This is a genomic window from Marinobacter sp. C2H3 (genome assembly GCF_037080155.1).
Taxonomy (GTDB): domain Bacteria; phylum Pseudomonadota; class Gammaproteobacteria; order Pseudomonadales; family Oleiphilaceae; genus Marinobacter.
Genome location: NZ_JBBBNZ010000001.1, coordinates 1,036,920 through 1,061,351, shown reverse-complemented (window position 1 = coordinate 1,061,351; position 24,432 = coordinate 1,036,920). Strand labels below are relative to the sequence as shown.

Below are 24,432 nucleotides of genomic sequence, written 5' to 3'. Positions count from 1 at the left end.
CTGGCGGACCTGGCGAAAAGATACGGGGTTAAACGAGCGAAAAATGGGAACAGCCTTCCCAAAATACAATCACTTACACTATTACATCGCGTTGATATAAACCTCAGCGGAAGCGATACATATGACTCAGAATGTTACACATCGGCCCCGGCTCGCGATCCTCAAAACCGGCACCACCTATCCGGACATCCGGGCCCGCTTCGGCGACTTTGACGCCTGGTTTCTCCGGTCCCTGCCGGACGATCTGGACGTGACCGTGGTCGATGTGAGCGCCGGCGAGCAACCGGCAGAGCCGGGCCACTGGCATGGGGTAATCGTGACCGGATCGCCGGCCATGGTCAGCGATCGGGAACCCTGGAGCGAGGCCACAGCGGCCTGGCTGGCCCGGGCGGTAGACGCCGCCCTGCCGGTGCTGGGGGTGTGCTATGGCCACCAGCTGCTGGCCCATGCCCTGGGCGGCCACGTGGACTGGCACCCGGACGGGCGGGAAACCGGCACCCAGCAGGTTCATCTACGACCCGAGGCCACCGATGACCGGCTGTTTGCCGGTCTGCCCGAGCGGTTTCCGGCCCAACTGACCCATCGCCAGTCGGTTCGCGCCCTGCCCCCGGGCGCCGTTCTGCTCGGACACTCCGAGGCGGAGCCTCACCAGGCATTCCGCATCGGCGCCTGCGCCTGGGGCGTGCAGTTCCACCCGGAATTTACCGATGAGATCATGCGGGCGTATCTGGATTCCCAGCGCCAGACCCTGGTTCAGGAAGGCCGCGATGCCCAGGGTCTGATTGATGCCGTGCAACCGGCCCTGCACGCCAGCAGCCTGCTGCACCGGTTTGCCGCACTGGTTCAGGAGCGCGCCGGCTGAGCCGGCGATTCAAGGGATTGGAGGCCGGGCCGGGGCGCCCGTCCGGGGTCAGTCGAGGATGAACGCGGTTTTTTCCAGGGCGCTTTCGTCCTCGTCCACAAAGCGGAACTGGTTCCAGCCCACCCGGATCAGGTCGTGGCTGTTCAGCCGCTGCCGGCCGTTCACCGGCAGATCGTTCACAAAGGTGCCGTTGGTGCTGTTGCTGTCGGTAATGTAGTAATCCACCAGACCGTCCAGATAGGCGTTCGGAGCGGCCTCAATGACCGCGTGCTGGCCGCTGACGGAAATCTCGTCAATGCACAGATCGTTGTCGGGCCGCCGGCCGATTCGGGTGACCGGCTGCGACAGGTCAAAGGTGTTGACCACCACGTTGTCCACCAACTGGGAAAGGGATGCCATACTGCGCTCCTCAGGAAGTCATCATCAGGAAAATCAGGGACACGTTATCCGGCGCGCCCTGCTCCAGGCTGCGGGCCAGGAACCGGTCGGCAATATCCCGGGCACTGACACCGCCGGCGACCACGGCCGGCCATTCAGCCTCCGCGACCGCTTCCGGCAGACCGTCCGAGCAAAGCAGCAAGGCATCGCCGGGCGCCAGGGTCTGGAACCGGTAACTGGGCTCGTCGTCCTCGGATGTGCCGACGGCCCGGGTCAGCACGTTGCGGAACGGCGCCCGGCCGGCGTCTTCTGGCCGCAAGCTGCCGTCGTCAATCATGTTCTGCACCACGGAATCGTCCCGGGTCAGGCACACCGGCGGTTCGCCGGCGCGCATCAGGTAGCACCGGGAATCCCCGATGTGGGCAATGCCGGCGTGGCCGTCCTCCAGGCAGACCGCCACCAACGTGGTGCCCATGCTGGCCAGACGGGGTTCCGCCAGCCTGGCCGCACGGACCCGCCCACCGGCCGCCTGGAACGCCCTGGCCAGCCGCTCGCGCAGCCGTTCCGGCGTGGGCGCGTCGCCCGCGTCCAGGGCCGGTTTCAGGACCTCTTCGGCGGCGTCGACGGCCAGGCGGCTGGCCACCTCACCGCCGTCATGACCGCCCATGCCGTCTGCCAGCAGCAGCAGGGCGCGGCTGCCATCGGCGCTTTCCCGCCAGGCCACCCGGTCCTGATTCACCACTCTTACGGCACCCCGGTGGGACTCACCGGCCACGGTAAACGCCATCAGGAGGCCGCCTCCCGAAGCTCCCGCGCCGCCGCCCGACGCAGCGCTTCAGCCATCTCGGCGGCGCTGCCGAAGCGTTTGCCCGGCTCCCGCTGGATCGCTTTGCCGATCACCCGCACCACGCCCGCCGGCAGGTCGGCGTTCAGCGACCGGGCACTGCGGGGCCGTTTGTTGAGAATCTGGTAGGTCAGGCCGGCCAGGGTATCGCCCTGGAAGGGTGTCTCTCCGGTCACCAGTTTGAACAGCGTCGCACCCAGGCTGTAGATGTCCGAGGCGCCGGTCACCTTTTGTCCCATCAACTGTTCGGGCGACATGTACAGGGGGCTGCCCATGACGCTGCCGGTGCGGGTCATGGAATCGTCGGCAACCCGGGCGATGCCGAAATCGGTCACCTTGACGCTGCCGGACTCGGCGTCGTAGAGAATGTTCGACGGTTTGATGTCCCGATGAACAATGCGGCGCTCGTGAGCGTAGGCCAGGGCCTCCGCCACCTCGGCCAGCACGTCCAGCACGGTGGCCACCGGCAACAGCCGGCCAGGGCGGGCAAACTCGCTGAGGGGACGGCCGGGGGCATAGTCCATGGCCATATACGCCAGGTCCGGCTCCTCGCCCACGTCATAGATGGTCACGATCGCCGGGTGGCTGAGCCGTCCGGCGGCTTCGGCTTCCCGGAAAAACCGGGCCTTGAGGGCCGACAGCTGGTCCTGGTCCAGGGCGGCGTACGGCAGCGTTTTAACGGCGACGGTGCGGGCAATCTTTGGATCGGTCGCCAGGTACACCACGCCCATGGCGCCCCGGCCCAACTCGCGCACAATCTCATAGCGTCCGAGGACGGGACGGCTCACGGACGGCGCCTCCACCACCAGGGTCTGGGTCAGATCGGCTGCGCCCGAGCGGGGCATGGCCACCGGCCCGTTGCTGCCCAAAGCGGCAATGCGGTCGACCACATCGCGATATTGGCGCTTGAGTGCCCGAATGCCATTGTAAGTGGTCAGGGCCTGCTCGTACTGGCGACGACGTTCCTGCTGCAGGGCAATCTGGTAGCGAAGCTCCAGAGCCTCTGGGCGGGACATTACGGCGGCGGGGAGGTCGTCGAGGACCTGCAGTGCCTCATCAGTCTGACCCTGGCCGAGCAGCAGGTGTGCCAGTCGCAATCGAGCGTCGCGAACGTTATCAATGAGCGCGACAATGCGTCGGTGGGGCTGGAGCCAGAACAGCAGAATCACATAACCGACGCCCAGCAGCGTCATGACCTGCCCCAGGGGCAGCCACAGGGATCGGTAGAACATCAGCGCGCCCTGGGTGACCAGCAGTGCGCCAGCCAGCAACAGGGTAACCGGCAGCGCCACCGCCGCGCCCAACCGGGGCACACCAAACATCAGGTAGGTCGCCGCCAGCGCCAGCGAGAGCTGCAGCGCCAGGCCGGACCAGTCCGGCACCATCAGCCCACGCTGAGCAAGAACCTCGGCAACCTGGGGCAGCGGTACCGGCACCAGGCCGCTGGCGTCCGCCACTCCCAGGGTATTGAGCAGGACCCGGTCAAGCCAGGACACCATCGGGATTTGGTCGGCGGCGACGGCGAACACGGCGGCCAGCGCCAAAACCAGGGCACGCAGACTGAACATGGAGGACAGCAGACCGGACATCGTTTCCTCGGGCGGCGCTCGCCGTCGCGTTGTGATTGATTCACAGGGAGTTTAGAAAGCGCGGGCGCGCCAGGACAGTGCCCGCCCCGGCTTTTTTGTAAGCGTTTGTTGAGCTGCGACCGTGGTCACGGGAACCTTCGACCCGATGCGCACGTGCTATAGTGACATTGCCCCTAACGACGATAAGGAGAACACGATGTCCGACTTACGCCGCTACCTTAAACAGGTGTCTTTTGTCCTGATGGCCGTTTTCACCCTGGCCAGCACGTTTTCCGCCACCGCCCAGGCCTCCATGGTCGGCACCGGCGACCTGATCCAGCAGCAACAGACCAGCGTTGATCGCCAGCAGTTGCTGAACATGCTCGACCGTCAGGACGTTCAGGAAAAGCTGACCCAGCTGGGTGTCAGCAAGGACGAGGTGGCCGACCGGGTCAACAACCTGACCCCGAGCGAACTCGCCCAGTTCAACGATACCCTGTCAGAAGCGCCGGCCGGCGAAGGCGTGGTGGGTATTATCGTGCTGTTTTTCCTGGTGTTTATTGTCACCGACATGCTGTGCGCTACGGACATCTTCCCGTTCGTCAACTGCATCCGGTGACGCCCGCGCCCTACCCCCGCCCCGACCGATTCGGGCGGGCGGTCAAAAGCGCCGTCGCCCTGCTGGCGGCGGCGCTTCTGCTTTCCGGCTGCGCCACGACGCCCCAATGGCCGGCGTCTGCCAACCGCAATCATCTGCTGTCCGACGTTCCGTTCTATCCTCAGGAAAAGTACCAGTGTGGCCCGGCGGCGCTGGCCACCATGCTATCGGCCCAGGGGTTGGACACCTCCCCAGAAGCCCTAAAGCCCGAGGTCTACCTGCCCGGGCGGGAAGGCTCACTGCAGGTGGAAATGGTGGCCGCAGCCCGCGCCCACGGCATGCTGGTGTACCCGTTGGACGGCACGGTGGACGCGCTGATCGAAGAGATTGATGCCGGCCATCCGGTGCTGGTGATGCAAAACCTGCGATTCGACTGGTGGCCACAGTGGCACTTTGCGGTGGTGGTGGGCTACCGGGAGAACCCCAGGGCCCTGATTCTCAATACGGACACCCGCAAGCACTACCCGATGGCCTACGAGGCCTTCATGGCTACCTGGGGCCGGGCGGACCGCTGGGCGCGGGTCATGCTGCCACCGGATCAGGTGCCCGCCACGGCCAGCCCGTTGCCGTTCCTTCGGGCGGCCCATGATCTGGAGAGCACCGGGCACCTGAGGGCCGCACAGGCGGCCTACGGCACGGCCATTGAAACCTGGCCGCAGGAATTTGCCGGCTGGATGGCCGCGGGCAACCTCGCGTTCGCCCGGGCGGACCTGACTCTCGCGGTCGATCGGTTCAAACAGACCGTGACCCGCTTTCCCGAACGGGCCGAAGGCTGGAACAACCTGGCCTACACCCTGAACCGTGCCGGCTGGCCGAAGGCCGCCGAAAAGGCTTTAACCTGCGCGCAACATCTGGCGCCCGAACGTTTCGGCCAGGACACACTGCCGGCCGCTACCGATAACGGAACCGACTACCCGGGCACGTTGCCGGCGTGCCCGGCCGCACCCTGAGCCACCGGTTTACGCATCAACACCACATCCTTGCGGGGAATCTCCAGGTGCCAGCCCCAGGCAGCGGCCAGCCAATGGAACGTCGCTTCCCGATAGAACACCACGTGGGTGGGATCCCGCCGGTAATGCCACCGGTCGAAGCGGTCGTCGTCCGTCTGGAAGCAGGTCATGATGCCCAGCCAGCCGTCGGGCCGGAGCAGGTCATGCAGGGTGCGGAACACCTCCGCAGGGCTGTGCAGGTGCTCCACCACTTCGGTACAGGTGATGAAATCGTAGGTGGTCGCCAACGCAGCGTCGTCCCGGTAAAAAAACGGGTCGTACAGCCGCATCGAAAACCCGTCGGTTTCCAGCATACGAGCCAGTGCCGGCCCCGGGCCGCAGCCAAAATCCAGTCCGACCGCACCGGGGCTGAGCTGTTCGCATAACGGGTCCGCCAGGCGCCGAAGGAAGGCGCGGTAGCCCGGGTCGTCCACGGCGTTGTCGTGCAGGGCGTACACCGCCTGTTCGGCGTCGGCATCCAGCCGGGATTCCGGCGCCATCAGGGTGGCCTGGCACACCGGGCAGCGATGGTACGCCTGGCGGCCAATGGCCCGGAAGGGTTGCACCTGCCCCCGCTCGCAGACCGTGCAGGTCATCGCCGACACCGCGATCCCTCACTCTTCATAAATCATCTTGCGGGTCATGCCGCCGTCGGACACCAGGTTCTGTCCGGTAATGAACCCCGCCTCCGCCGACACCAGAAACGCCGCCAGGGCGACGATGTCCTCTGGCTCCCCGACCCGGCCAGCGGGGTGCTGGTGGTGATCACCCTCGCTCAGGGGCGGCACGGTCTCACGAACGTCGCGCCCACTCCCCTGCCAGGCCCGGGTATCAATCCAGCCCGGGCTGATGCTGTTCACCCGAATCTCCGGCCCCAGGCTGACCGATAGGGCATGGGTGAGCGCCACCACGCCACCCTTGGTGGCGGCGTAGGCTTCGGTGTCAGGTTCCGATTGCAAGGCCCGGGTGGAGGCCAGATTTATCACCGCGCCGTGCGACAGGCGCAGATGAGGCACGGCCTCCCGGGTCACCAGAAAGGTGCCGGTCAGGTTGACGTCCAACCGCCGCTGCCAGTCCGCCAGCGACAGGTTCTCAATGGGGCCGGTGACCGGATTGGCCAGGCCGGCGTTATTGATGACCGCATCCAGGCGACCGCCCCAGCGCACGGCCTCGGCCACCAGGTGGCGAACGTCGTCCTCAACGGCGACGTCCGCCGGAATGAAATGGGCGCGCTCACCCAGGGTTCGGGCGAGCGCGGTACCGGCTTGCCGGTCCAGGTCGCCAAACGCGACCCGCCAGCCCCGTCGGACAAACCCGTCCACCAGAGCGCGACCGATGCCTTTGGCGCCGCCCGTGACCAGGATGACCGAGGTTTGTTCGCTCATTCGGGGCTCCCCTTTTTTAACGGATCCGCTGTCGGCACATTTCGACGGACCCGCTCTCGGCACAGCCGCGCGCGGATCCGTCGCCTGCAGGGATCAGTCGACGAGAGTCAGGGTAACGTCGATGTTGCCCCGGGTTGCGTTGGAGTACGGGCACACCTTGTGGGCTTCGTCCACCAACTGCTTGGCCTGGCTCTTCTCGAGCCCGGGCAGGCTGATACGAAGCTCCACTTCGATGCCGAAACCGCCGGGAATTTCACCGATGCCTACGACGCCTTCAATGGACGCATCGTCCGGCATCTTGATCTTGTCCCGGCCGGCGACAAACTTCATGGCGCCGATGAAGCAGGCGGAGTAGCCCGCCGCAAACAGCTGTTCCGGGTTGGTGCCCTTACCGCCCGCACCGCCGAGTTCCTTCGGGGTCTTCAGCTCGACATCCAGGATGCCGTCGGAGGAAATGGCACGGCCGTCACGGCCACCGGTGGCTTCTGCGTAGGCACGATAGGCAACTTTGCTCAAAGACATTAGGACGCTCCTTCAGGATTCGTTGGGTCAGACGCCGGGTCGGCGTCCGTCAGATCAAAGCCGTGCAACCGGCTTCTGAGTGCGATCAACTGCTGTTTGAGCTGCTCCAGTTCCTGCGCGGAACAGCCGGTTGCGGAAGCTACCCGGATCGGCAAGCTGCTGGCCTGGCCTTTCAGACGGCGCCCATGATCGGTCAGGCGAACCCGAACCTGGCGCTCGTCGTCTTCGGACCGGACCCGGGACACCAGGCCCTGGGCTTCCAGCCGCTTGATCAGCGGCGTCAGCGTGCCGTAATCCAGATACAACCGCTCTCGCAGGTGCACGAGGGAGACGTTGTCCTGCTGCCACAAGACCAGCATCGCCAGGTACTGGGGATAGGTCAGCCCCAGCGCCTGCAACAGCGGCTTGTACAGTTTGGTCATCGCCAGCGAGGCCGAATAGAGCGCAAAGCACATCTGCCGGTCGAGCGTCAGCAGTTCGAGACCACCGTTTCCGGCGGCAAGCTCATCCCCGGTTTTTTGATGGACCGTCTCGCTCATGGCAACCTCCAATTACCTCGTGCACGATTTAATTGATAACACTCTAAATCCGAAGATGCAAGCTACCAGGGCAGGCGCTCCCCGTTGCTGTGCCAGAAAGACCCGGTATTTTCCAGGGTCAGTGCGGCGATACGTTCGGCCAGGCCGCGGGCGGCCACCTCGGGCTCGATCAGGCCACCGAAGTTCACCATGCGGGTTTTCACGTAACCGGGATGGAGCTGGGCAACGGCAATGCCCCGCGGCTTGAGGTCCATGGCCAGGGACTTGCCGATGGCATTCAGCGCCGCTTTGGACGCCCGGTACCCGTAGCGTCCACCGGCGTCGTTGTCCTCTATGGAACCCATCCGGCTGGTGATATTGGCGACCTTGCTGCCGGCTGCCAACCGTGGCAACAGCGCCTCGGTCACCCTCAGCGGGGCATAGGCGTTGATTTCCATCTGCGCCCGCATGGCGTCGTAGTCCACAGTACCGAGCTGTTCATCTTTCAGCAGGCCGGCGTTATTGATCAGCAGGGTCACGGTACGTTCACCCAGCGCGTCAACCAGGCGCTGCACGCCCACATCGGTGGTGACGTCAACGCCCTCAACCACCTCGGCCACCTCGGCCAGTTCCGGCGAGGTTTGCCGGCAGGCGCCGACCACAGACAGCCCTTCACGGGCATACCATCGGGCCAGCTCCAACCCGATACCACGATTTGCACCGGTAATAACGACAATTCCAGACATGGACAGCTTTGCCTCCTCTCTTGCGTGAACGACGCGCGTTTTTGGTCAATCGTGAATGGTGCCGGGCGGGGCAATGACGAAAAGGCCGAACCTCAGTCCGGCACGAGCAGACACCACAAGGTAACCGCCAGCGCCAGGAGAAACCAGCGGGCGTAACGGTCCGGCCGCTCCTGGGGCACCCGGGGCGCCGCCTCGGCAGGGCGGCTCTGCTCGTACTCGCCAACCAGTTCGCGGGCGCGAAGGAAATCGTCATCGTCCACGTGCACGGTTGAAAAGTCGGACGCGCCAATCTCACCCAGGGCCCCCTGGAGATAATGCCCACCCACGTGGGCGTCAATGCCATGGGCCTGCAACAGACCGGCGATAATATGCGCTTCGGTGAAGTCCCTGGCCCGATAGGCTATTTGCAAGGCGCCTCTCCTTCTGTGACATTCGTGGGCGAAGCTCGCACGCTGGCGCGGTCGGGCTATCTGCCCGCTATGATGTCAGGATAGCCCTTATACCGGATTCTGGATAAATCATGCTCTGGATCACTCTGATTATCGCCCTGCTCCTGCTGGTGCTCGCCGCCACCTTCCTGCTGTTCCGGGCCGAGGACCTGTCCCACCTGGATGAAACCGAACATCCGGTGCTGGACCAGTTGCCCAGCGACGGCCACGAGGCCGTGCTGAGCCGCCTGAAGCAGATGGGCCGGGCGACCCGGGGCCTCAAGGGCCGGGCCCGCCTGCTCGCCACCCGTGAACACCTGGATCACATCAGCGACGATCTGCCGTTGACGTCGGACATACGGCCCCAGGGCGCGCGCCCAGGCAACACGGATCCGGTGCAACAGGAACGTGCGCCGGACCGCAGCCAGGCCCGGGGCGACAGCAACGCGCCAGGGAGCAACCCCCTGCCCAGGGGCGAATGGGTGATCGCACCCGGTGCGGACACCCGCCGGCGGCTGCTGTATATCCACGGGGGCGCCTGGGCCGTGGGCAGTCCGCGCAGCCACCGGGGCATTACGGACGCGCTCTCGAACGCCGCCAACGCGGCGGTGTTCGCCGTGGACTATCGGCTGATGCCGGAGCATCGGTACATTGACGGCGTGCGCGACTGCCGTGACGCCTATCGCTGGATTCTGGAGAACGGGCCGGATGGCCCGGAACCGTTGGCGTTCCTGGTGGTTGCCGGGGATTCGGCGGGCGGCAGCCACACCCTTGGCCTGCTGGCTTGGGCCCGGGACCGGGGCCTGCGCCCGGCGGACGCGGCGATTGCCTTCTCGCCGTCCACGGACCTGACCTTCACGGCCCCCAGCAACCGGGGCAACATTGCCACCGACCCGCTGCTGGGCCCGGTATTCGGCGGTCTTTCGAAGTTGCCGCTGCCGGTGCTGTGGTGGGGCACCCTGGCCGCGTTCCGGGTGTCCCCGACCCACCCGGTGGCATCACCGCTGCGGGGCAACCTGGCCAACCTGCCGCCGACGCTGATCCAGGCCAGCGCCTCGGAGATGCTGCTGGACAACGCCCGGCGCTATACCGCCCGCGCTCGGGCCGCCGGCTCCCAGGTCACCCTGCACACCTGGCCGGGCATGGTGCACGTGTGGCAGCTGTTTGTGGACCTGTTACCGGAGGCCCGGGAGGCCTTTGAGGACGTTCGGAATTTCCTGGACGAGGTAGAAGCCAAGGCACCGGACCGCCGTTCCGCCTGACCGAGAGATCCCCCAGCGAGATGGCATTTTCCCGTCAGACAGCGGCCCGCTAGAGCCCGCCAATCGCAAGCTGCAGGGCGATAGCCGCCATCATCAGGCCGATCAGCCCGTCAATCACCCGCCAGGCAACGGGACGTGACAGCAGCGGCGCCAGCGCCGAGCCGAACCAGGCCAGCCCGCCGAACCAGAGAATCGACGCGCTGCTGGCGCCCGCCACGAAGGTTGCCGCGCTCTCCTGCTGGGCGCCCACCGCCGGAATCAGCAGCAGCGTATCCAGGTAAACCTGCGGGTTGAGCAGCGTCACCGCCAGGGTCGTCAGCAAGACTCCCCGAAGGCTGCGGCGAACGGTGTCATCCGCTTTCAGCGCCGCCCGGCCCCGGCCGGCGCGCACCAGCGCCTGTACCGCCAGCCAACCCAGGAAAGCCACCCCCAGCCAGCGCAGCACCGACAGCGCTTCCGGCATGGCCATGAGCGCGGCGCTGACGCCGAACATACCGAGGGTAAACAGCAGCACATCGCACGCCATGCAAAGCCCGGCCGACCACCAATGGTGTTCCCGACGGATCGCCTGGCTGAGCACATAGGCATTCTGGGCGCCGATGGCGACGATGATACCGCCACACACCAGCAGACCGGTCAGGTAACTCTCGAGCAAAGTGTCTCTCCTGAACGACAACAGGCGGCCGCTCGGCCGCCTGGATAACGGGATTCAAACGCAAAGATCGGAAAGCGCCGGGCGGGCCCGGCGTCGGAACGGGTCAGTCGCTGAACAGGTCCCGCACCGGGAACAGATCGTCGTACTGCGGGGCCTGCTTCTGGGCCTTGGCCTGGAAGCTTTTCATCATGTCCGTGGGCCGGAACATGCCCGATTGCCAGGTCGCCATGTACTTGAGGCTGTCCGCCACCGAATGATCCCGGGCAAAGTGAATCATTTCCTTGCAGCCGGTGACCGCGAGCGGCGAGTTGGCGGCGATCTGTGCGGCAATCGCCATCACCCCCGCCAGCATGGCCTCCTGGGTGTCGTACACCGCGTTCACAAAACCGAGGCGATGGGCTTCCGCCGCCTCGAACTTCCGGCCGGTGTAGGCCAGTTCCCGCACCACGCCTTCCGGCATCAGCTTGGGCAGCCGCTGCAGGGTGCCCACATCCGCGGTCATCCCCAGTTCGGTTTCCTTGATGGTGAAGTAGGCATCCGCCGTGCAGTAACGGCTGTCCGCCGCGCAGACCAGATCCAGGGCCCCGCCGATGCAGCCACCCTGCACCGCCGCCAGCACCGGCAGACGCACATTTTCCAGGGCCGTCAGGGTATCCTGCAGTTGCAGCACCACGCGGCGCAGATTCTCCGCCATCCGGCCCGGGTCGCCGCTCATGGGCACGGATTTGGGATCGGTAAAGACACTCAGGTCCATACCCGCCGAGAAGTGCTTGCCGGTGGACGACAGCACAATGACGCGGGCGTCCGTGTTCGCCTCGATGTCCTGCACGCACCGGGGCAGTTCCAGCCAGAACGCCCGGTTCATGGTGTTCAGGGCGTCCGGTCGGCAGAACTGCACGTGGGCGATGTGGTTGTTGACCTCAACGGCAAAGCTTTCGTAGCGGGCCAGATCAGACAAGACGGGTCTCCTTAATCGGTCAATCAGTCCAGCCCGCTACCTTACCCTATTCGGTCAGTCCCGGCAGCCACAGAACGATGGACGGGAACACAATGCACAGGATCAGCCCGGTCAGTTGCAACAGCACAAACGGAATGATCGAGCGATAGATGACCCCGATACTGACGTTACCGGCGGCAATGCCCTTCAGGTAGAACAGCGCATAGCCGAAGGGCGGCGTCAGGAAGCTGGTCTGCAGGTTGATGGCCACCAGAATGGCGAACCACACCAGCAGGCCCGAGCTGCTTACTCCGGCAAAGTCCAGGCCGTCCACCACCGGCACCAGCAGCGGCAGTACCACAAAGCTGATCTCAATCCACTCCAGGAAAAAGCCCAGTACGAAGATCAACCCCATCAGCAGAAGCAGCAGGCCGTAGGGCCCGAGGCCGGTACCGGTGATGATGTCCACGATCATGTCGGCGCCGCCCAGGTGCTTGAAGATCACGCTGAAGCAGGTGGCGCCAATCACCACGAACAGGATCATCGCGGAGATCTTCGAGGTGTCCCGGCAGACCTGGCGGACCACATCCACATTGAGCTGGCGCAGCATCAGTGCCAGGAACAGAGAGCCGGCGGCGCCGATTGCCGCTGCCTCGGTGGGGGTGGCGATGCCCGCCATGATGGATCCCAGCACCGCGACAATCAGTACTACCGGCCCGGCCAGATCCCGCAACAGCGCAATCACCAGGGGCGATTGATCTTCCGTGGGCACCGGGTTGTCACCCTCATGGGCCAGGGGCGCCCACTCCGGCTTGATCATCGCGGTAATCAGCAGGTACGCCATGTACAGACCGCCGAGCAGGAGGCCGGGAATCAGCGCCGCCTTGAACAGGGCGCCCACTGACAGGTTCATGATGGAGCCCATCAGCACCAGCATGATCGACGGCGGAATCAGGATACCCAGGGTGCCGGACGCCGCAACGACGCCATAGGCCATCTCCGGCTTATACCCCTGACGCATCATGACCGGCAGCGCCAGCAGGCCCAGCATGACCACCGAGGCCCCAATGATGCCGGTGCTGGCGGCCATCACCACCCCCAGCAGCGCCACCGAAATGGCCAGACCGCCCCGCACCCGCCCAAACAGGCGTTGCAGCGTCATCAGCAGGTTCTTGGCCACCCCCGATCGCTCGAGCATCAGGCCCATGAACACGAACAGGGGAATGGCAATCAGCAGCCAGTTTTCCACAACGCCGCCGTAGATACGGGACGAGATGGTACCCAGGAACGGCAGCGGTACGCCGCCGATAAAAGCAAAGGCGATGCCGATGCCGCCGAGCAGGAAGGCCACCGGGTAGCCGCTGAAAATCCCCACCAGCAGCGACACCACCATGGCAATGGCAAGGCCGTATTCATCCAGCATGGGACGCCTCCTCGACGTTATGGGACGGATCGAGAATGCACGCCAGGCGCCGGAACACCTGGCCGAGGGCGCTCAGTGCCAGCAGCACCAGCCCGGTTGGCAATGCGCCTTTGATCAGGTACCGGTCGGTCAGGCCGCCGTAGTTGGACTGTTCGTGGGAAATGTACGACATCTCGACGAAGTGCAGGGAATACCAGGCCACCAACAGGCAAAACGGGATCAGGAACACCAGGTGGCCGATGATATCCACCCAGTGCTTGCCGTTGGGCCCCAGGCGCGCGTGCAGCATGTCCACTCGCACGTGGGTGTCCGAATGCAGGGCGTAGCTGCCGCCAACCAGCGTCAGCAGCCCGAACAGGTGCCACTGGAATTCGGTCACCGAGTTGATGGTGAGCGCATCCCCCAGCAGCAAGATTTTGCCGTCCCAGCGGAACAGTTCGTTCACGCCGACGGCGTTCATGATCACGGTGGTCAGCACCACGAAGACGATGATGATCACCAGCCAGCTCGACACCCGCCCGAGCCAGGAGCCCAGGGCAATGAGAGGTGTGGCCAGCGTGGATAACACATGGGCGAGGCTCCGACGCCAGGGCGGCAGAGGCTCATGGGTAGTACCGGAAGTGGTGTTCATACTGCGGACACGTCCATCAGGCTGGAGCAGGAAGGAAATGCCGGTGGCGGGCAAGCCACCACCGGCGCCGGATTGACGGGATTACTCCTTAGGAATGGCCTGGAGCTGATACCAGTCGTTGACCAGCTTGGTGTGCTCCATCAGCGACTCATACGCCTGCTTGAACAGCGGGTTGTTCTTCATTTCCTCTTCGCGTACTTCGTCCCACCCCTTATGCAGTTCCTTCAGCACGCTGTCCGGGAAGCGCTTGACCTGAACGCCCTTGGCTTCGAGCTTGTGCACCACGCGCATCTGCTCGGCCGGGGCCTCCGCCATGGACCACTGCAGGGTGGCCCGGCAGGCGGTCTCGAACTTGGCCTTGGTGGCGTCGTCGTACTGGTTCCACACATCCTTGTTGATCAGGAAGGAGAACCAGCTGGCAGACTGGTGCCAGCCCGGGAAGTAGTAGTACTTGGCGATTTCATCGAAGCCCATCAGCTGGTCCACCTGGGGCACCGAGAATTCGGTGGCGTCGATCCGCCCCCGCTCCAGGGCCAGGTAGATTTCGCCGCCGGGAATCAGCTGGGTGGACGCCCCGAACTTGTTAAGCACCTTGGCGCCGAGGCCGGAAATCCGCATCCGAAGACCTTTGAAGTCCTCGATGCTGTTGATTTCCTTGTTGTACCAGCCGCCGGTCTCCTGCGGGGAAATGAAGCACGGCAGCACCTTCACGTTGTACTGGTCGTAGGCGCTCTGCAGGATCTTGGTGCCGTCGCCGGCCCACATCCAGGACATGAACGCTTCCGGCGTCGGGCCGAACGGCAGGGCGCCGTAGAGGTTGGTCACCGGCACCGTACCGGCCCAATAGCCAATCCAGTCCCAGCCGGCCGGAATCGCACCGGACGACACGGAGTTGAAGACCTCGAAGGCCGGTACCAGGTCGCCGGGATCGTGCACGTCCAGCTTGACCTTGCCGTCGGTGACGGTTTCCAGTTCCTTGGCGAAGCGCACCGCGCCTTCGCCGATGAAGATGTTGCGGTTGAAGGTACTGGCCACATCCAGCTTGCCCGGCCCGGCCGCCTGGATGGAGGTTGACAGCGCCAGCGCGGCGACGCCGGTGGTGAGCACGGCGGAGACTTTCTTGTTATATCCCATGGTTTCTCTTCCTTTCTTGTTGGACGTTGGTGGAACGTGAAGATGAACCCAAATGCCGGTTGCCCGGCACGCGTTTTTTCGACGGTTACTTCATCGAAATCGTTGTATTGACCTCACTGGATTCGTTGTCCGGCTCAAACCATCGGGCGGTGACCGTCTTGGTCTGGGTCCAGAACTGGATGGCCTGCTTGCCGTTGGGGCCGAGATCCCCCAGCTTCGATGCCCGGGAACCGGTAAAACTGAAGAACGCCACGGGCACGGGAATGGGCACGTTGATACCCACCTGCCCCACGTCGATTTCGTTCTCGAACTTGCGGGCGGCCCAGCCAGAGCCGGTGAAAATGGAGGTGCCGTTGCCGTTGGGGTTGCGGTTGATGAACGCAATGGCCTCGTCGAGGGTCTCCACTTCCACCACACACAGCACCGGCCCGAAAACCTCTTCCCGGTAGATGGTCATGTCCGCGGTGACGCCGCTGAACAGGGTTGGCCCCACGAAGTTACCGTCCGGGTAGCCATCCACCGTGCACTGCCGGCCGTCCAGCGCCAGTGTGGCGCCTTCCTTCTCGCCAGTATCAATCAGCCCGAGCACCCGCCTGCGGGCCTGGGGCGACACCAGCGGTCCAAGATCCGCATCCCTCTGGGTACCTGGGCCGACCTTGAGCTGACGGGATTTCTCAATGATTTCCGGAAGCCATTCCCGGGCCTTGCCCACCAGCACCAGCACGGAGTTGGCCATGCAACGCTGACCGGCGGCCCCGAAGGCGGAGCCAATCATGTTATTGATGGCCTGGCTGCGGTTGGCGTCCGGAAGGATCACACAGTGGTTCTTGGCGCCCATCATGGATTGCACCCGCTTGCCGGCTGCACCGGCGCGCTCGTAAATGTGGGTACCCACATGGGTGGAGCCGATGAACGACAGGGCCTTGATGTCCGGGTGGTCACACAGGCGGTTGGCCACGTCCGGTCCGCCGTGCACCACGTTCAGCACGCCTGCTGGTACACCGGCCTCATAGGCCAGTTCAACCAGACGCATGGTCGAACTTGGGTCCTGCTCGGAGGGCTTCAGTACAAAGGTATTGCCGGTGGCAATGGCCAGCGGAAACATGAAACAGGGCAACATGACGGGAAAATTGAAGGCCGTGATGCCAGCACCCACGCCCAGGGGCTGGTGCAGGGAATAGACGTTGACGCCGCTGGCGGCGTTCTCGGCGATTTCGCCCAGCTGCAGCGAGGTGATGGAACAGGCGTGTTCAATCACTTCAAGGCCACGGCCCACTTCGCCTTCGGCGTCCGGCAGGGTTTTCCCGTGTTCTTCCGTAATCAGCGCCGCCAGCTCTTCCACGTTCTCCCGCACCAGCGCCTGAAAGCGCAGCATGATGCGCATGCGCTGGGCCAGGGACACGTTGCGCCAGGTGGCGAAGGCGGCCTTGGCGGAGGCCACGGCACGGTCTACCTCGGCAACGGTGGCGAACGGTACCCGCGCGACCACGTCCTGGGTCGCGGGATTGACCACATCCCGCCACTCGGCGCTTTCCGAGCGAACCGGCTTGCCATCAATCAGTAACGGAATCTCTCTCACCGACATACCTGACCTCCTCTGCTTGTCGTTGTTATCGCTTATCAGGTCGCGCATCGACGTTTACGTACGCGTCAAGTCAGTCTAAACATCGTTCCCGTTGACAGACAACACGCAGAACCGCACATTGGATGTGCAATTTTGCAAAACGGAAGCCGCCGTATGTTGAACTGGCAGGACCTGCAAATTTTCCTGGAGGTCGCCCGCACTGAGCGGCTGAGCGATGCGGCCCGTCGTTTGAATATAGACCATTCCACGGTGTCGCGCCGGATCCGACGGTTTGAGAACAGCCTGAACACCCAACTGTTTGAGCGCAGCACCCACGGCTACCGACTGACCGACGCCGGCCAGCAGCTCCGGTGCTACGCCGAAACCATGGAACATCAGGCCGCCGGCGCACTGGACAGCGTCAGCAACCAGAACCTGCAGGTGTCCGGCGCCATCCGCCTGGGGGTTACCGAAGGCTTCGGCACCTACGTGATCACGCCCCTGTTGAGTGCCTTTACCGATCGCCATCCCGACGTGACGGTGGAGCTGTTACCGCTGCCCCGGGTGGTCAACCTCAGTCGCCACGAAGCGGACCTGGCCATTACGGTGGAGCGGCCGGCGAACGCCGAAATGGTCATTTCACGGCTGTGTGACTATCGCCTGACCCTGTACGGCCAGCGGGACTTCCTGCAAAAACGCAAAACGCCAGGCACCCTCGATGAGCTGGCCACCCTGCCGCTGATCGGGTACGTGGACGATCTCATCTTCAGCGATCAGCTGTGCTATCTGGACCCGATCATTGCGCAACTGCCGGACCGCCCGGACTTCTCCCTGCGCAGCACCAGCATCATCACCCAGCTGCACGCCATCCGATCCGGCATGGGCGCCGGCATATTGCCGTGCTTTATGGCCAGCCAGGACCCTGAGCTGGTGCCCCTGCTTGAGCCCGACATCGACATTGTTCGCTCGTTCTGGATTGCCGCCCGGACCGAGCAGCGGAACCTGTTGCGGGTGAAACTGCTGTGGCAGTTCCTGAAAGACGCCGTGGCGATCAACCAGGCGTTCCTGATGGGGGACCGGGCCTGCGGGCTTCAACTGCCCTGCACCGGCGGGGGGCGCCCCGGGAGCCAGCCTGCGTCCCGGGGCGACGGCGATCAGGCCAGGGCCTGAAGCGGGCCGAAGAACTCGTAGTGGATCTGGCTGGTCGGAATCTCCAGCTCATTCAGGTTGCGGAAGCAGGCCTGCATGAACGGCTTCGGGCCCAGGAAATACACGTCCACGTCCCGGTTTTCCGGCAGCAGGCTGGCCAGGCGATCCCCGTCGAAGAAGCCGGAGGGCTTGTCGGCATCCGCCGGCAGCGGCTCGCTGTAGCAAACGGTGACCTGCAGGTTGTCGTGGGCCTGCTCCAGCGCCGCCAGGTGATCCCGGAACGCCTGGGCCTCGCTGTTGCGGGCACCGTGCAGGAAGTGCACCGGGCGGCCACGTTCCAGGGCCGGCTCCAGCATCGCCAGGGTCGGGGTGATGCCGACGCCGCCGCTGAGCAGAACCAGCGGGCGCTCGCTGTCCCGGAGCACAAAGTCACCGGCCGGGGCCGTCATGCTCACCGTGTCGCCCACGCTCAGGCGATCGTGCAGGAAGTTGGAGGCCACACCGTTGGGCTCGCGCTTGACGCTGATGCGATAGTAAGGCCGGCCCGGACGGTCTGACAGGGAATAGTTGCGACGCACCTGCTGGCCATCGATGTCCAGGATCAGGCCGATGAACTGGCCGGGCTGGAAGTCCGCCACGGCACCGCCGTCCGCCGGCTCGAAATAGAACGAGATGATCTCGTGGCTTTCCGGCACCTTGCGCACCAGCACAAAGGCCCGTTCGCCGCGCCAGCCGCCGGGCTTGGCGGCGTTCTGCTGGTAACGGCCCTCTTCCGCGCTGATCAGGATGTCCGCCAGCTGTTGGTAGGCCTCACCCCAGGCGGCCAGCACCTCATCGGTGGCGGCATCGCCCAGCACCTGCTTGACCGCCGCCAGCAGGCACTCACCCACAATCGGGTAATGCTCCGGCCGGATGTCCAGCGACACGTGCTTGTTCACGATCAGGGAGACCGCGTCGCCCAGCGCTTCCAGGCGATCCAGGTTGCTGGCGTAGGCCACTACCGCGTTGGCCAGGGCCTGGCGCTGTGTACCCTGCTCCTGGTGGGTCTGGTTGAAGTAGGCTTTGACCTCGGGGTAACGCTCGAACATGAGCGGGTAGAACACCCCTGTGATGTCGTTGGCGTGGGCCTTGACGGCAGGCAGGGTGGCTTCAATGATGGAACGACTGGCCGGTGACAGCATGGGCATCTCCTCGGTTTGGGAACGGTATACCCGGATGTAGCAGAATGCGTGCCACTTTTAAGTTATTGATTTCTTGTTACCTAGACCGATACGGTGTTAAATTGACATCAACCAGACGATGTCAATTTGATACCAAGCGTGTATTTATGACAACAGTGTACGTATGACAACACCGACCGGCACCGACGTGTTTCTCGCCATCCTGGCCGACCTGTCCCGGGAAATGCCGCCGCGGGAACGCTACACCCGCCTGGTGGACGGCGTCCGACGCCACTTCCCCTGCGACGCGGTGGCCCTGCTTCGGCTCAAGGATCAGCAACTGCGCCCCCTGGCCGTGAATGGCCTCAGCGATGACACCCTGGGCCGCCGTTTTGAGGTGGATGAACACCCCCGGCTGGCCCGCATCCTGATGAGCCGGGAACCGGTTCGGTTTCCCGCCGATTCCGAACTGCCCGACCCCTACGATGGGCTGGTGGACAACCTGGACGGCGACATTCACGTGCACGACTGCCTGGGGGTGGCGCTTTACCTGGACGACACTCCCTGGGGGGTGCTCACCCTCGACGCCATGCGCCCGGGCGTGTTCGACCACCTGGACCCGGCGGAGCTGCGCACCTTCCTGCGCCTGGCGGAAGCCACCATCAAGATCGCCAACCTGATTGACAGCCTCCAGGCCCGGGCCCAGCGGGAACAGCTGATCGCCCGCACCATGGTTGCCGAGCAGACCCGGCTGGAACTGATCGGGCGCAGCGTCCCCATGGACTCGCTCCGGGCGGAAATTGACCGGGTGGCGAGCTCTGATCTGACCGTTCTGATCACCGGGGAAACGGGCGTTGGCAAAGAGTTGGTGGCCCGGCGCATCCACGGGCACTCTTCCCGGCACGACCAGCCGCTGGTGTACGTGAACTGCGCGGCCTTACCGGAGAATTTGGTGGAGAGCGAGCTCTTCGGCCACGCCCGGGGCGCCTTTTCCAACGCAGTGGGCGACCGGGCCGGCAAATTCGAGCTGGCCAACGGCGGCACGCTGTTTCTGGACGAGATCGGGGAATTGCCCCTGGACGCCCAGCCCAAGCTGCTGAGGGCCCTGCAAAGTGGAGAAATCCAGCGGGTCGGCAGCGACGCCTATCACCAGCTGGACGTGCGCATCATCGCAGCCACCAACCGGGACCTGAAAAAAGCCGTGGCTGCCGGCCGCTTCCGGGCGGACCTTTACCACCGGCTCAGCGTCTACCCCATTGAGGTACCCCCGCTGCGGGAACGGGGCCGGGACATCCTGATCCTCGCCGGTTATTTCCTCGAACAGAACCGGCGCCGGTTTGGCCTGCCGGGTTTGCGGCTGTCCGCCGACGCTCAAGCCGCCCTGACGGCCTACCCCTGGCCCGGCAACGTTCGGGAGCTGGAACACCTGATCAGCCGATCGGTGCTGCGGGTTCGCCCGCCGGGTGAGGATGCCGTCAACCGGGTGCTGACCCTGCACAAGGCCGACCTGGGGCTACCATCGGATACCCTGGGCGAAACGCCGGCCATGGCCCCCACGCCACTCGCTGCGGGCTCGCCCACGCCCACCGCCGCTGAGGGATTAACGCTGCGGGAAGCCACGGACCGTTTCCAGGCCGACACCGTCCGCCGCGCCCTTTCGGCCAACGACGGCAACCAGGCCGCCACGGCCCGGGCCCTGGGCCTGGACCGTGGCAACTTCAGCCGGCTGCTCAAGCGGCTCGGCATCAAACCCTGAGGCCCGGAGGCCGTTGCCCATGCTGACCCCCACCGTTGTCACGCTCGCCGGGCTGGCGCTGATCAGCGCCTCGGTGTTCTACCTGTTTTTTTACCGGGACTGGCAGCGCCAGCGCGCGCTTCGGCACCCGTTCCCCGAGGGCTGGCGCCGGCTGCTTCGGGAACAGGTTCCGCTTTATCGCCGGCTGTCCGGAGAACAGCAGCACCGCCTGGAACAGCATGTTCAGCTGTTCCTGGAGGAAAAGACCTTCTACGGCTGTGACGGGTTTACGGTGGATGACCGGGTGCGCTTAACCATCGCCGGCCACGCCTGCCTGCTGATTCTGAACCGAAGCCAGTCCCTGTACGACGAGGTACGCAGCGTGCTGGTCTACCCGGACGTGTACCAGGTCAGAACGGAATACGAGGAAGACGATCAGATGGTGGTGACCGAAAGCGAGGAAATCCGGGCCGGCGAAGCCTCCGGCCACGGTCAGGTGGTGCTGGCCTGGCCGGAATGCGAGCAGGCCGCCACCGACCCGCACTGCCCCCACAACGTGATGCTGCACGAATTCGCCCATCAGCTGGATTACCTGGACGGCAGCGCCGACGGCGCCCCACCCCTGCCGGCGGACCAGGCCCGCCACTGGCAGCAGGTGATGACCCGGGCCTGGGACCAGCTCCAGCACGATCTGGACCGGGGTATCGAGCCGTGGCTGGACCCTTACGGAGGCACCGAACCGGCGGAGTTTTTCGCGGTGCTCACGGAGGCTTTCTTCCAGACGCCTGCGGACCTGAAGCACCGGCAGCCGGAGGTATACACTGCCCTGGCCGATTACTACGGACTCGACCTCGCCACCCTCCAGGCCTTTCAAACGCCCGGGGGCTAGTCATCCCACTGTTGCTGAGCGTGGCCCTGGCGCAGCAGCCAGTAAGTCACACCCAGGGCCAGGGTGATTGACGCAATGCCCAGCAGGTAGGTGGGGGTCAGCGTGTCGAAATCCAGCACGATGACTTTCCGGGCGATGGCCATCAGCGCCGTCGCCACCACCAACTGAACGGGAAACACATTGGTGCCGAGATACAGCCGGATGTTGATGAAAATTTCCACCGCGATCAGCACCGCCATGAAGGCGCCGAAGGTGTAGAAAATGTCGTTGATGGTCAGCAGCAGCAGCGGCGGCGTGACCAGGCGCTCGTAGATGATGTAGATGACGTCCCCGACGCCCCACAGGATGACCGCGACCATCAGCACCGCCAGTACCCGAATGGCAAAGCGGATGACCCGGTGCAGCCCCCGGAAAAACGGATCGGGAAAATCAACCGGCAGTTCCTGGTGCAGCTCGGGTTTCCGTTCCGCCGGTGCCGGTACGTCGTCTCCTGCCATAGGGGCCTCCTTTGCCGCAACAGGTCATGGGGCCCGCGGTATCCCCAGCGGCGCCCCTGCCGTTACACTATAGCTCCGTTTTCAGTGAGAGATGCCCCATGCCTATCTGGGTTGACGCCGATGCCTGCCCGGTCCCGATCCGGGAAATCCTCTGCCGTGCCGCCACCCGCTGGCAGGTGCAGACCACCTTTATCGCCAACCACGCCATTAACCTGCCCCCCAGCCCCTACATCAGCCGCCGGCAGGTGCCCCAGGGATTCGATGTGGCGGACAACGACATCATCGACCAGATGGCTCCGGGGGACCTGGTGGTGACCCAGGACATCCCTCTGGCGGCGGAAGCCATTGAGAAAGGGGCGGACGTCTTCAACCCCAGGGGCCAGGCGTTTACCCGGGAGAACATCCGCCAACGACTGGCCATGCGCAACTTCATGGAAGAGATGCGCAGCGCCGGGCAGGTCACCGGCGGGCCGGCGCCGTTCGGCCAGGGCGATCGCAAGGCCTTTGCCGACCATCTCGACCGGTGGCTGCAGCGTAACGTCCAGCGGCCACCCTCCAAATGATAATGATTCTATTTCATAATGTGTGGTAATCCGCTACCCTCGCAGGCCTGATGAGCGTTGCCGCAGCGCAACCGAAAATGACCCGACCCTTCCGAAGGAGCCCGCGCCGACGATGTCCAGCCAGCGAATAAACACCACCAGCAGCTTTGCCGCCCTCGGCCGGCTGCTTCGCTACGCCCGGGGCTATCGCCGCCGTATCGCCTCCGCCACCGCCTGCTCCATCGTCAACAAGCTGTTCGACATTGCCCCGGAAATCCTGATCGGTGTGGCCATCGACGTGGTGGTCAATCAGGAGCAGAGTTTTGTGGCCGGGCTCGGCTTCACCACCGCCCGGGAGCAGATTGGCGTGCTGGCGGTGCTGACGTTCTTTATCTGGGCTGGCGAGTCCCTGTTTGAGTACCTGTACCAGATCCAGTGGCGCAATCTGGCCCAGCGCCTGCAGTCCGACCTGCGCCAGGACGCCTACGAGCACGCCCAGCGCCTGGACATGCGTTTTTTTGAAGACCGCAGCTCCGGCCAGCTGGTGGCCACCATGAACGACGACGTCAACCAGCTCGAGCGTTTCCTGGACGGCGGCGCCAACGCCATGATTCAGGTGCTGGTGACCGTGGTGGCGGTAGGCGCGGTATTCTTCATTCTCTCGCCCACGGTGGCGATGCTGGCCTTCACTCCGATTCCCCTGATCATCTGGGGCGCCTTCTATTTCCAGCGCAAGGCCGGCCCCCTGTACGCGGATGTGCGGGAAAAAGTCGGTGATCTGTCCAGCCGGCTGGCCAATAACCTTGGCGGCATCGCCACTATCAAGAGCTTTACCGCCGAGCAGCGGGAAGCCGAGCGCCTGCGGGCCGCCAGCGAAGCGTACGTGGACGCCAACCGCAAGGCCATCCGGATCAGCTCCGCGTTCATTCCCGTGATCCGCATGGCCATCCTGGCCGGTTTTCTGGCCACCTTTACCGTGGGCGGCCTGAAAGCCCTGGACGGCTCCCTGAATGTGGGCGCCTACGGCGTGCTGGTGTTCCTGACCCAGCGCCTGCTGTGGCCGCTCACCGGGCTGGCGGAGGTGATCGATCTGTTCGAACGGGCCATGGCCAGCACCCGGCGCATCCTGAACCTACTGGCGGAACCGATGACCGTCACCGACGAGGGTGGCCAGGACCTGCCCACCCCGGTGCGCGGCGCCGTCGACGTTCACCAGGTACGCTTCCGCTACCCGGCCAGCGGTGCCGGTGTCGACGGCATTGATTTGTCCGTGCCCGCCGGCCACACCCTGGCGCTGGTGGGCGCCACCGGCTCGGGCAAATCCACGCTGATCAAGCTGCTGCTGCGCTTTTACGACCCGGACAGCGGCGAGATCCGCATTGACGGCCAGCCGGTGCGGTCCCTGCGGCTGGCATCCCTGCGGGGCGCCATCGGCCTGGTCAGCCAGGACGTCTACCTGTTCGACGGCTCCATCCGGGAGAACCTGGCCTACGGCCGGCCGGACGCCAGCGACGAGGCCATCATCGAGGCCGCACGCACCGCCGAAGCCTGGGGCTTTATCCAGGCCCTGCCCCAGGGACTGGACACCCCGGTGGGCGAGCGGGGCGTGCGCCTGTCCGGCGGCCAACGCCAGCGCCTGTCCCTGGCCCGGGCCCTGCTGAAAGACCCGCCGATTCTGGTGCTGGACGAGGCCACCAGCGCTGTGGATAACGAGACCGAAGCGGCGATCCAGCGCTCCCTGAAGCGCATCGGCCATAACCGCACGGTGGTGATGATTGCCCATCGCCTGTCCACCATCGTGGAGGCCGATACCATTGCCGTGATCGACCAGGGCCGCGTGGTGGAACAGGGTACCCACGGGGAACTGCTCGCCCTGGGCGGTGCCTACGCGGCCCAATGGCAGGTGCAGACCGGCCAGGCGACCGACGCGTTGGGCTGACGCCAACCCATCACGTC

General features: G+C 64.7%; 26 protein-coding genes. 9 read left to right on the top strand and 17 right to left on the bottom strand.

Features of this window, described 5'->3' with window-relative positions:
* Positions 1–121: 121 nt before the first annotated feature.
* On the top strand, positions 122–862 hold the full coding sequence (locus V3388_RS04710) for a glutamine amidotransferase (RefSeq protein ID WP_336366362.1): 741 nt from the start codon (positions 122–124) through the stop codon (positions 860–862).
* 48 nt (positions 863–910) lie between these two features.
* On the opposite strand, the gene V3388_RS04705 is transcribed toward V3388_RS04710, so the two are convergent.
* The 3 genes from V3388_RS04705 to V3388_RS04695 are packed head-to-tail and all read right to left on the bottom strand — an operon-like array spanning position 911 to position 3,673.
* Positions 911–1,261: an FHA domain-containing protein gene (locus V3388_RS04705; RefSeq protein ID WP_336366361.1), complete on the bottom strand. Its 351-nt coding sequence runs from the start codon at positions 1,259–1,261 to the stop codon at positions 911–913.
* Between the two features lie 10 nt (positions 1,262–1,271).
* Positions 1,272–2,027 (bottom strand): PP2C family protein-serine/threonine phosphatase, encoded by a 756-nt coding sequence (locus V3388_RS04700; protein ID WP_336366360.1) that lies wholly within the window; start codon positions 2,025–2,027, stop codon positions 1,272–1,274.
* A complete protein-coding gene (locus tag V3388_RS04695; protein ID WP_336366359.1) occupies positions 2,027–3,673 on the bottom strand; it encodes a serine/threonine-protein kinase in 1,647 nt (548 codons plus the stop codon). Before V3388_RS04695 ends, V3388_RS04700 begins: the two co-directional genes overlap by 1 nt.
* A 196-nt stretch (positions 3,674–3,869) precedes the next feature.
* Between V3388_RS04695 and V3388_RS04690 the strand changes: the two genes are divergently transcribed.
* Both V3388_RS04690 and V3388_RS04685 read left to right on the top strand, forming a co-directional pair.
* Entirely contained in the window at positions 3,870–4,271 is a 402-nt protein-coding gene (locus V3388_RS04690; protein ID WP_442915606.1) for a PA2779 family protein, read from the top strand.
* Positions 4,229–5,260, top strand: coding sequence for a PA2778 family cysteine peptidase (locus V3388_RS04685; protein WP_336366358.1), 1,032 nt, complete (start codon positions 4,229–4,231; stop codon positions 5,258–5,260). Before V3388_RS04690 ends, V3388_RS04685 begins: the two co-directional genes overlap by 43 nt.
* On the opposite strand, the gene V3388_RS04680 is transcribed toward V3388_RS04685, so the two are convergent.
* The 6 genes from V3388_RS04680 to V3388_RS04655 form a co-directional block, all read right to left on the bottom strand.
* Positions 5,221–5,895, bottom strand: a complete 675-nt coding sequence (locus V3388_RS04680) for a class I SAM-dependent methyltransferase (RefSeq protein WP_336366357.1) — start codon at positions 5,893–5,895, stop codon at positions 5,221–5,223. The two genes, V3388_RS04685 and V3388_RS04680, sit on opposite strands and share 40 nt — an antisense overlap.
* An 18-nt stretch (positions 5,896–5,913) precedes the next feature.
* Positions 5,914–6,684 carry an SDR family oxidoreductase gene (locus V3388_RS04675; RefSeq protein ID WP_336366356.1) on the bottom strand — a complete coding sequence of 257 codons (771 nt, stop codon included), beginning with the start codon at positions 6,682–6,684 and terminating at the stop codon, positions 5,914–5,916.
* 93 nt (positions 6,685–6,777) lie between these two features.
* The gene (locus V3388_RS04670) at positions 6,778–7,206 is read right to left on the bottom strand and encodes an organic hydroperoxide resistance protein (RefSeq protein WP_336366355.1); all 429 of its coding nucleotides are present in this window, start codon (positions 7,204–7,206) and stop codon (positions 6,778–6,780) included.
* Positions 7,206–7,745 carry a MarR family winged helix-turn-helix transcriptional regulator gene (locus V3388_RS04665; protein ID WP_442915605.1) on the bottom strand — a complete coding sequence of 180 codons (540 nt, stop codon included), beginning with the start codon at positions 7,743–7,745 and terminating at the stop codon, positions 7,206–7,208. The genes V3388_RS04670 and V3388_RS04665 overlap by 1 nt, the downstream gene beginning before the upstream one ends.
* 62 nt (positions 7,746–7,807) lie before the next feature.
* A complete protein-coding gene (locus V3388_RS04660) occupies positions 7,808–8,476 on the bottom strand; it encodes an SDR family oxidoreductase (protein ID WP_336366464.1) in 669 nt (222 codons plus the stop codon).
* Between the two features lie 86 nt (positions 8,477–8,562).
* Positions 8,563–8,880: a putative signal transducing protein gene (locus V3388_RS04655; RefSeq protein ID WP_336366354.1), complete on the bottom strand. Its 318-nt coding sequence runs from the start codon at positions 8,878–8,880 to the stop codon at positions 8,563–8,565.
* A 110-nt stretch (positions 8,881–8,990) separates the two neighbouring features.
* Here V3388_RS04655 and V3388_RS04650 point away from each other — a divergent pair, with 110 nt between their 5' ends.
* Positions 8,991–10,160: an alpha/beta hydrolase gene (locus tag V3388_RS04650; RefSeq protein WP_336366353.1), complete on the top strand. Its 1,170-nt coding sequence runs from the start codon at positions 8,991–8,993 to the stop codon at positions 10,158–10,160.
* 49 nt (positions 10,161–10,209) lie between these two features.
* On the opposite strand, the gene V3388_RS04645 is transcribed toward V3388_RS04650, so the two are convergent.
* The 6 genes from V3388_RS04645 to V3388_RS04620 all read right to left on the bottom strand — a co-directional run bounded on the left by V3388_RS04645 (position 10,210) and on the right by V3388_RS04620 (position 16,525).
* Entirely contained in the window at positions 10,210–10,815 is a 606-nt protein-coding gene (locus V3388_RS04645) for a LysE/ArgO family amino acid transporter (RefSeq protein WP_336366352.1), read from the bottom strand.
* A gap of 103 nt (positions 10,816–10,918) precedes the next feature.
* Positions 10,919–11,773, bottom strand: a complete 855-nt coding sequence (locus V3388_RS04640) for a crotonase/enoyl-CoA hydratase family protein (protein WP_336366351.1) — start codon at positions 11,771–11,773, stop codon at positions 10,919–10,921.
* A gap of 46 nt (positions 11,774–11,819) precedes the next feature.
* Positions 11,820–13,175 (bottom strand): TRAP transporter large permease, encoded by a 1,356-nt coding sequence (locus V3388_RS04635; protein WP_336366350.1) that lies wholly within the window; start codon positions 13,173–13,175, stop codon positions 11,820–11,822.
* A complete protein-coding gene (locus tag V3388_RS04630) occupies positions 13,165–13,806 on the bottom strand; it encodes a TRAP transporter small permease subunit (RefSeq protein ID WP_336366349.1) in 642 nt (213 codons plus the stop codon). Before V3388_RS04630 ends, V3388_RS04635 begins: the two co-directional genes overlap by 11 nt.
* Positions 13,807–13,887: 81 nt before the next feature.
* Entirely contained in the window at positions 13,888–14,940 is a 1,053-nt protein-coding gene (locus tag V3388_RS04625) for a TRAP transporter substrate-binding protein (protein WP_336366348.1), read from the bottom strand.
* A gap of 85 nt (positions 14,941–15,025) precedes the next feature.
* A complete protein-coding gene (locus V3388_RS04620; RefSeq protein ID WP_336366347.1) occupies positions 15,026–16,525 on the bottom strand; it encodes a CoA-acylating methylmalonate-semialdehyde dehydrogenase in 1,500 nt (499 codons plus the stop codon).
* A gap of 153 nt (positions 16,526–16,678) precedes the next feature.
* On the opposite strand from V3388_RS04620, the gene V3388_RS04615 reads away from it, so the two are divergent.
* Entirely contained in the window at positions 16,679–17,674 is a 996-nt protein-coding gene (locus V3388_RS04615; RefSeq protein WP_336366346.1) for a LysR family transcriptional regulator, read from the top strand.
* Here the strand turns inward: V3388_RS04615 and hmpA are convergent.
* Positions 17,659–18,834, bottom strand: a complete 1,176-nt coding sequence (gene hmpA, locus V3388_RS04610; RefSeq protein ID WP_336366345.1) for an NO-inducible flavohemoprotein — start codon at positions 18,832–18,834, stop codon at positions 17,659–17,661. The two genes, V3388_RS04615 and hmpA, sit on opposite strands and share 16 nt — an antisense overlap.
* 163 nt (positions 18,835–18,997) lie before the next feature.
* Between hmpA and norR the strand changes: the two genes are divergently transcribed.
* Together norR and V3388_RS04600 are read left to right on the top strand one after the other, a co-directional pair.
* The gene (gene norR, locus V3388_RS04605) at positions 18,998–20,569 is read left to right on the top strand and encodes a nitric oxide reductase transcriptional regulator NorR (RefSeq protein ID WP_336366344.1); all 1,572 of its coding nucleotides are present in this window, start codon (positions 18,998–19,000) and stop codon (positions 20,567–20,569) included.
* Between the two features lie 19 nt (positions 20,570–20,588).
* A complete protein-coding gene (locus tag V3388_RS04600) occupies positions 20,589–21,437 on the top strand; it encodes a zinc-dependent peptidase (RefSeq protein WP_336366343.1) in 849 nt (282 codons plus the stop codon).
* Here the strand turns inward: V3388_RS04600 and V3388_RS04595 are convergent.
* Positions 21,434–21,934, bottom strand: coding sequence for a phosphate-starvation-inducible PsiE family protein (locus V3388_RS04595; RefSeq protein ID WP_336366342.1), 501 nt, complete (start codon positions 21,932–21,934; stop codon positions 21,434–21,436). The genes V3388_RS04600 and V3388_RS04595 overlap by 4 nt on opposite strands.
* A gap of 98 nt (positions 21,935–22,032) precedes the next feature.
* On the opposite strand from V3388_RS04595, the gene V3388_RS04590 reads away from it, so the two are divergent.
* Both V3388_RS04590 and V3388_RS04585 read left to right on the top strand, forming a co-directional pair.
* On the top strand, positions 22,033–22,497 hold the full coding sequence (locus tag V3388_RS04590; RefSeq protein ID WP_336366341.1) for a YaiI/YqxD family protein: 465 nt from the start codon (positions 22,033–22,035) through the stop codon (positions 22,495–22,497).
* 112 nt (positions 22,498–22,609) lie between these two features.
* Positions 22,610–24,415 (top strand): ABC transporter ATP-binding protein, encoded by a 1,806-nt coding sequence (locus V3388_RS04585; protein WP_336366340.1) that lies wholly within the window; start codon positions 22,610–22,612, stop codon positions 24,413–24,415.
* Positions 24,416–24,432 lie beyond the last annotated feature (17 nt).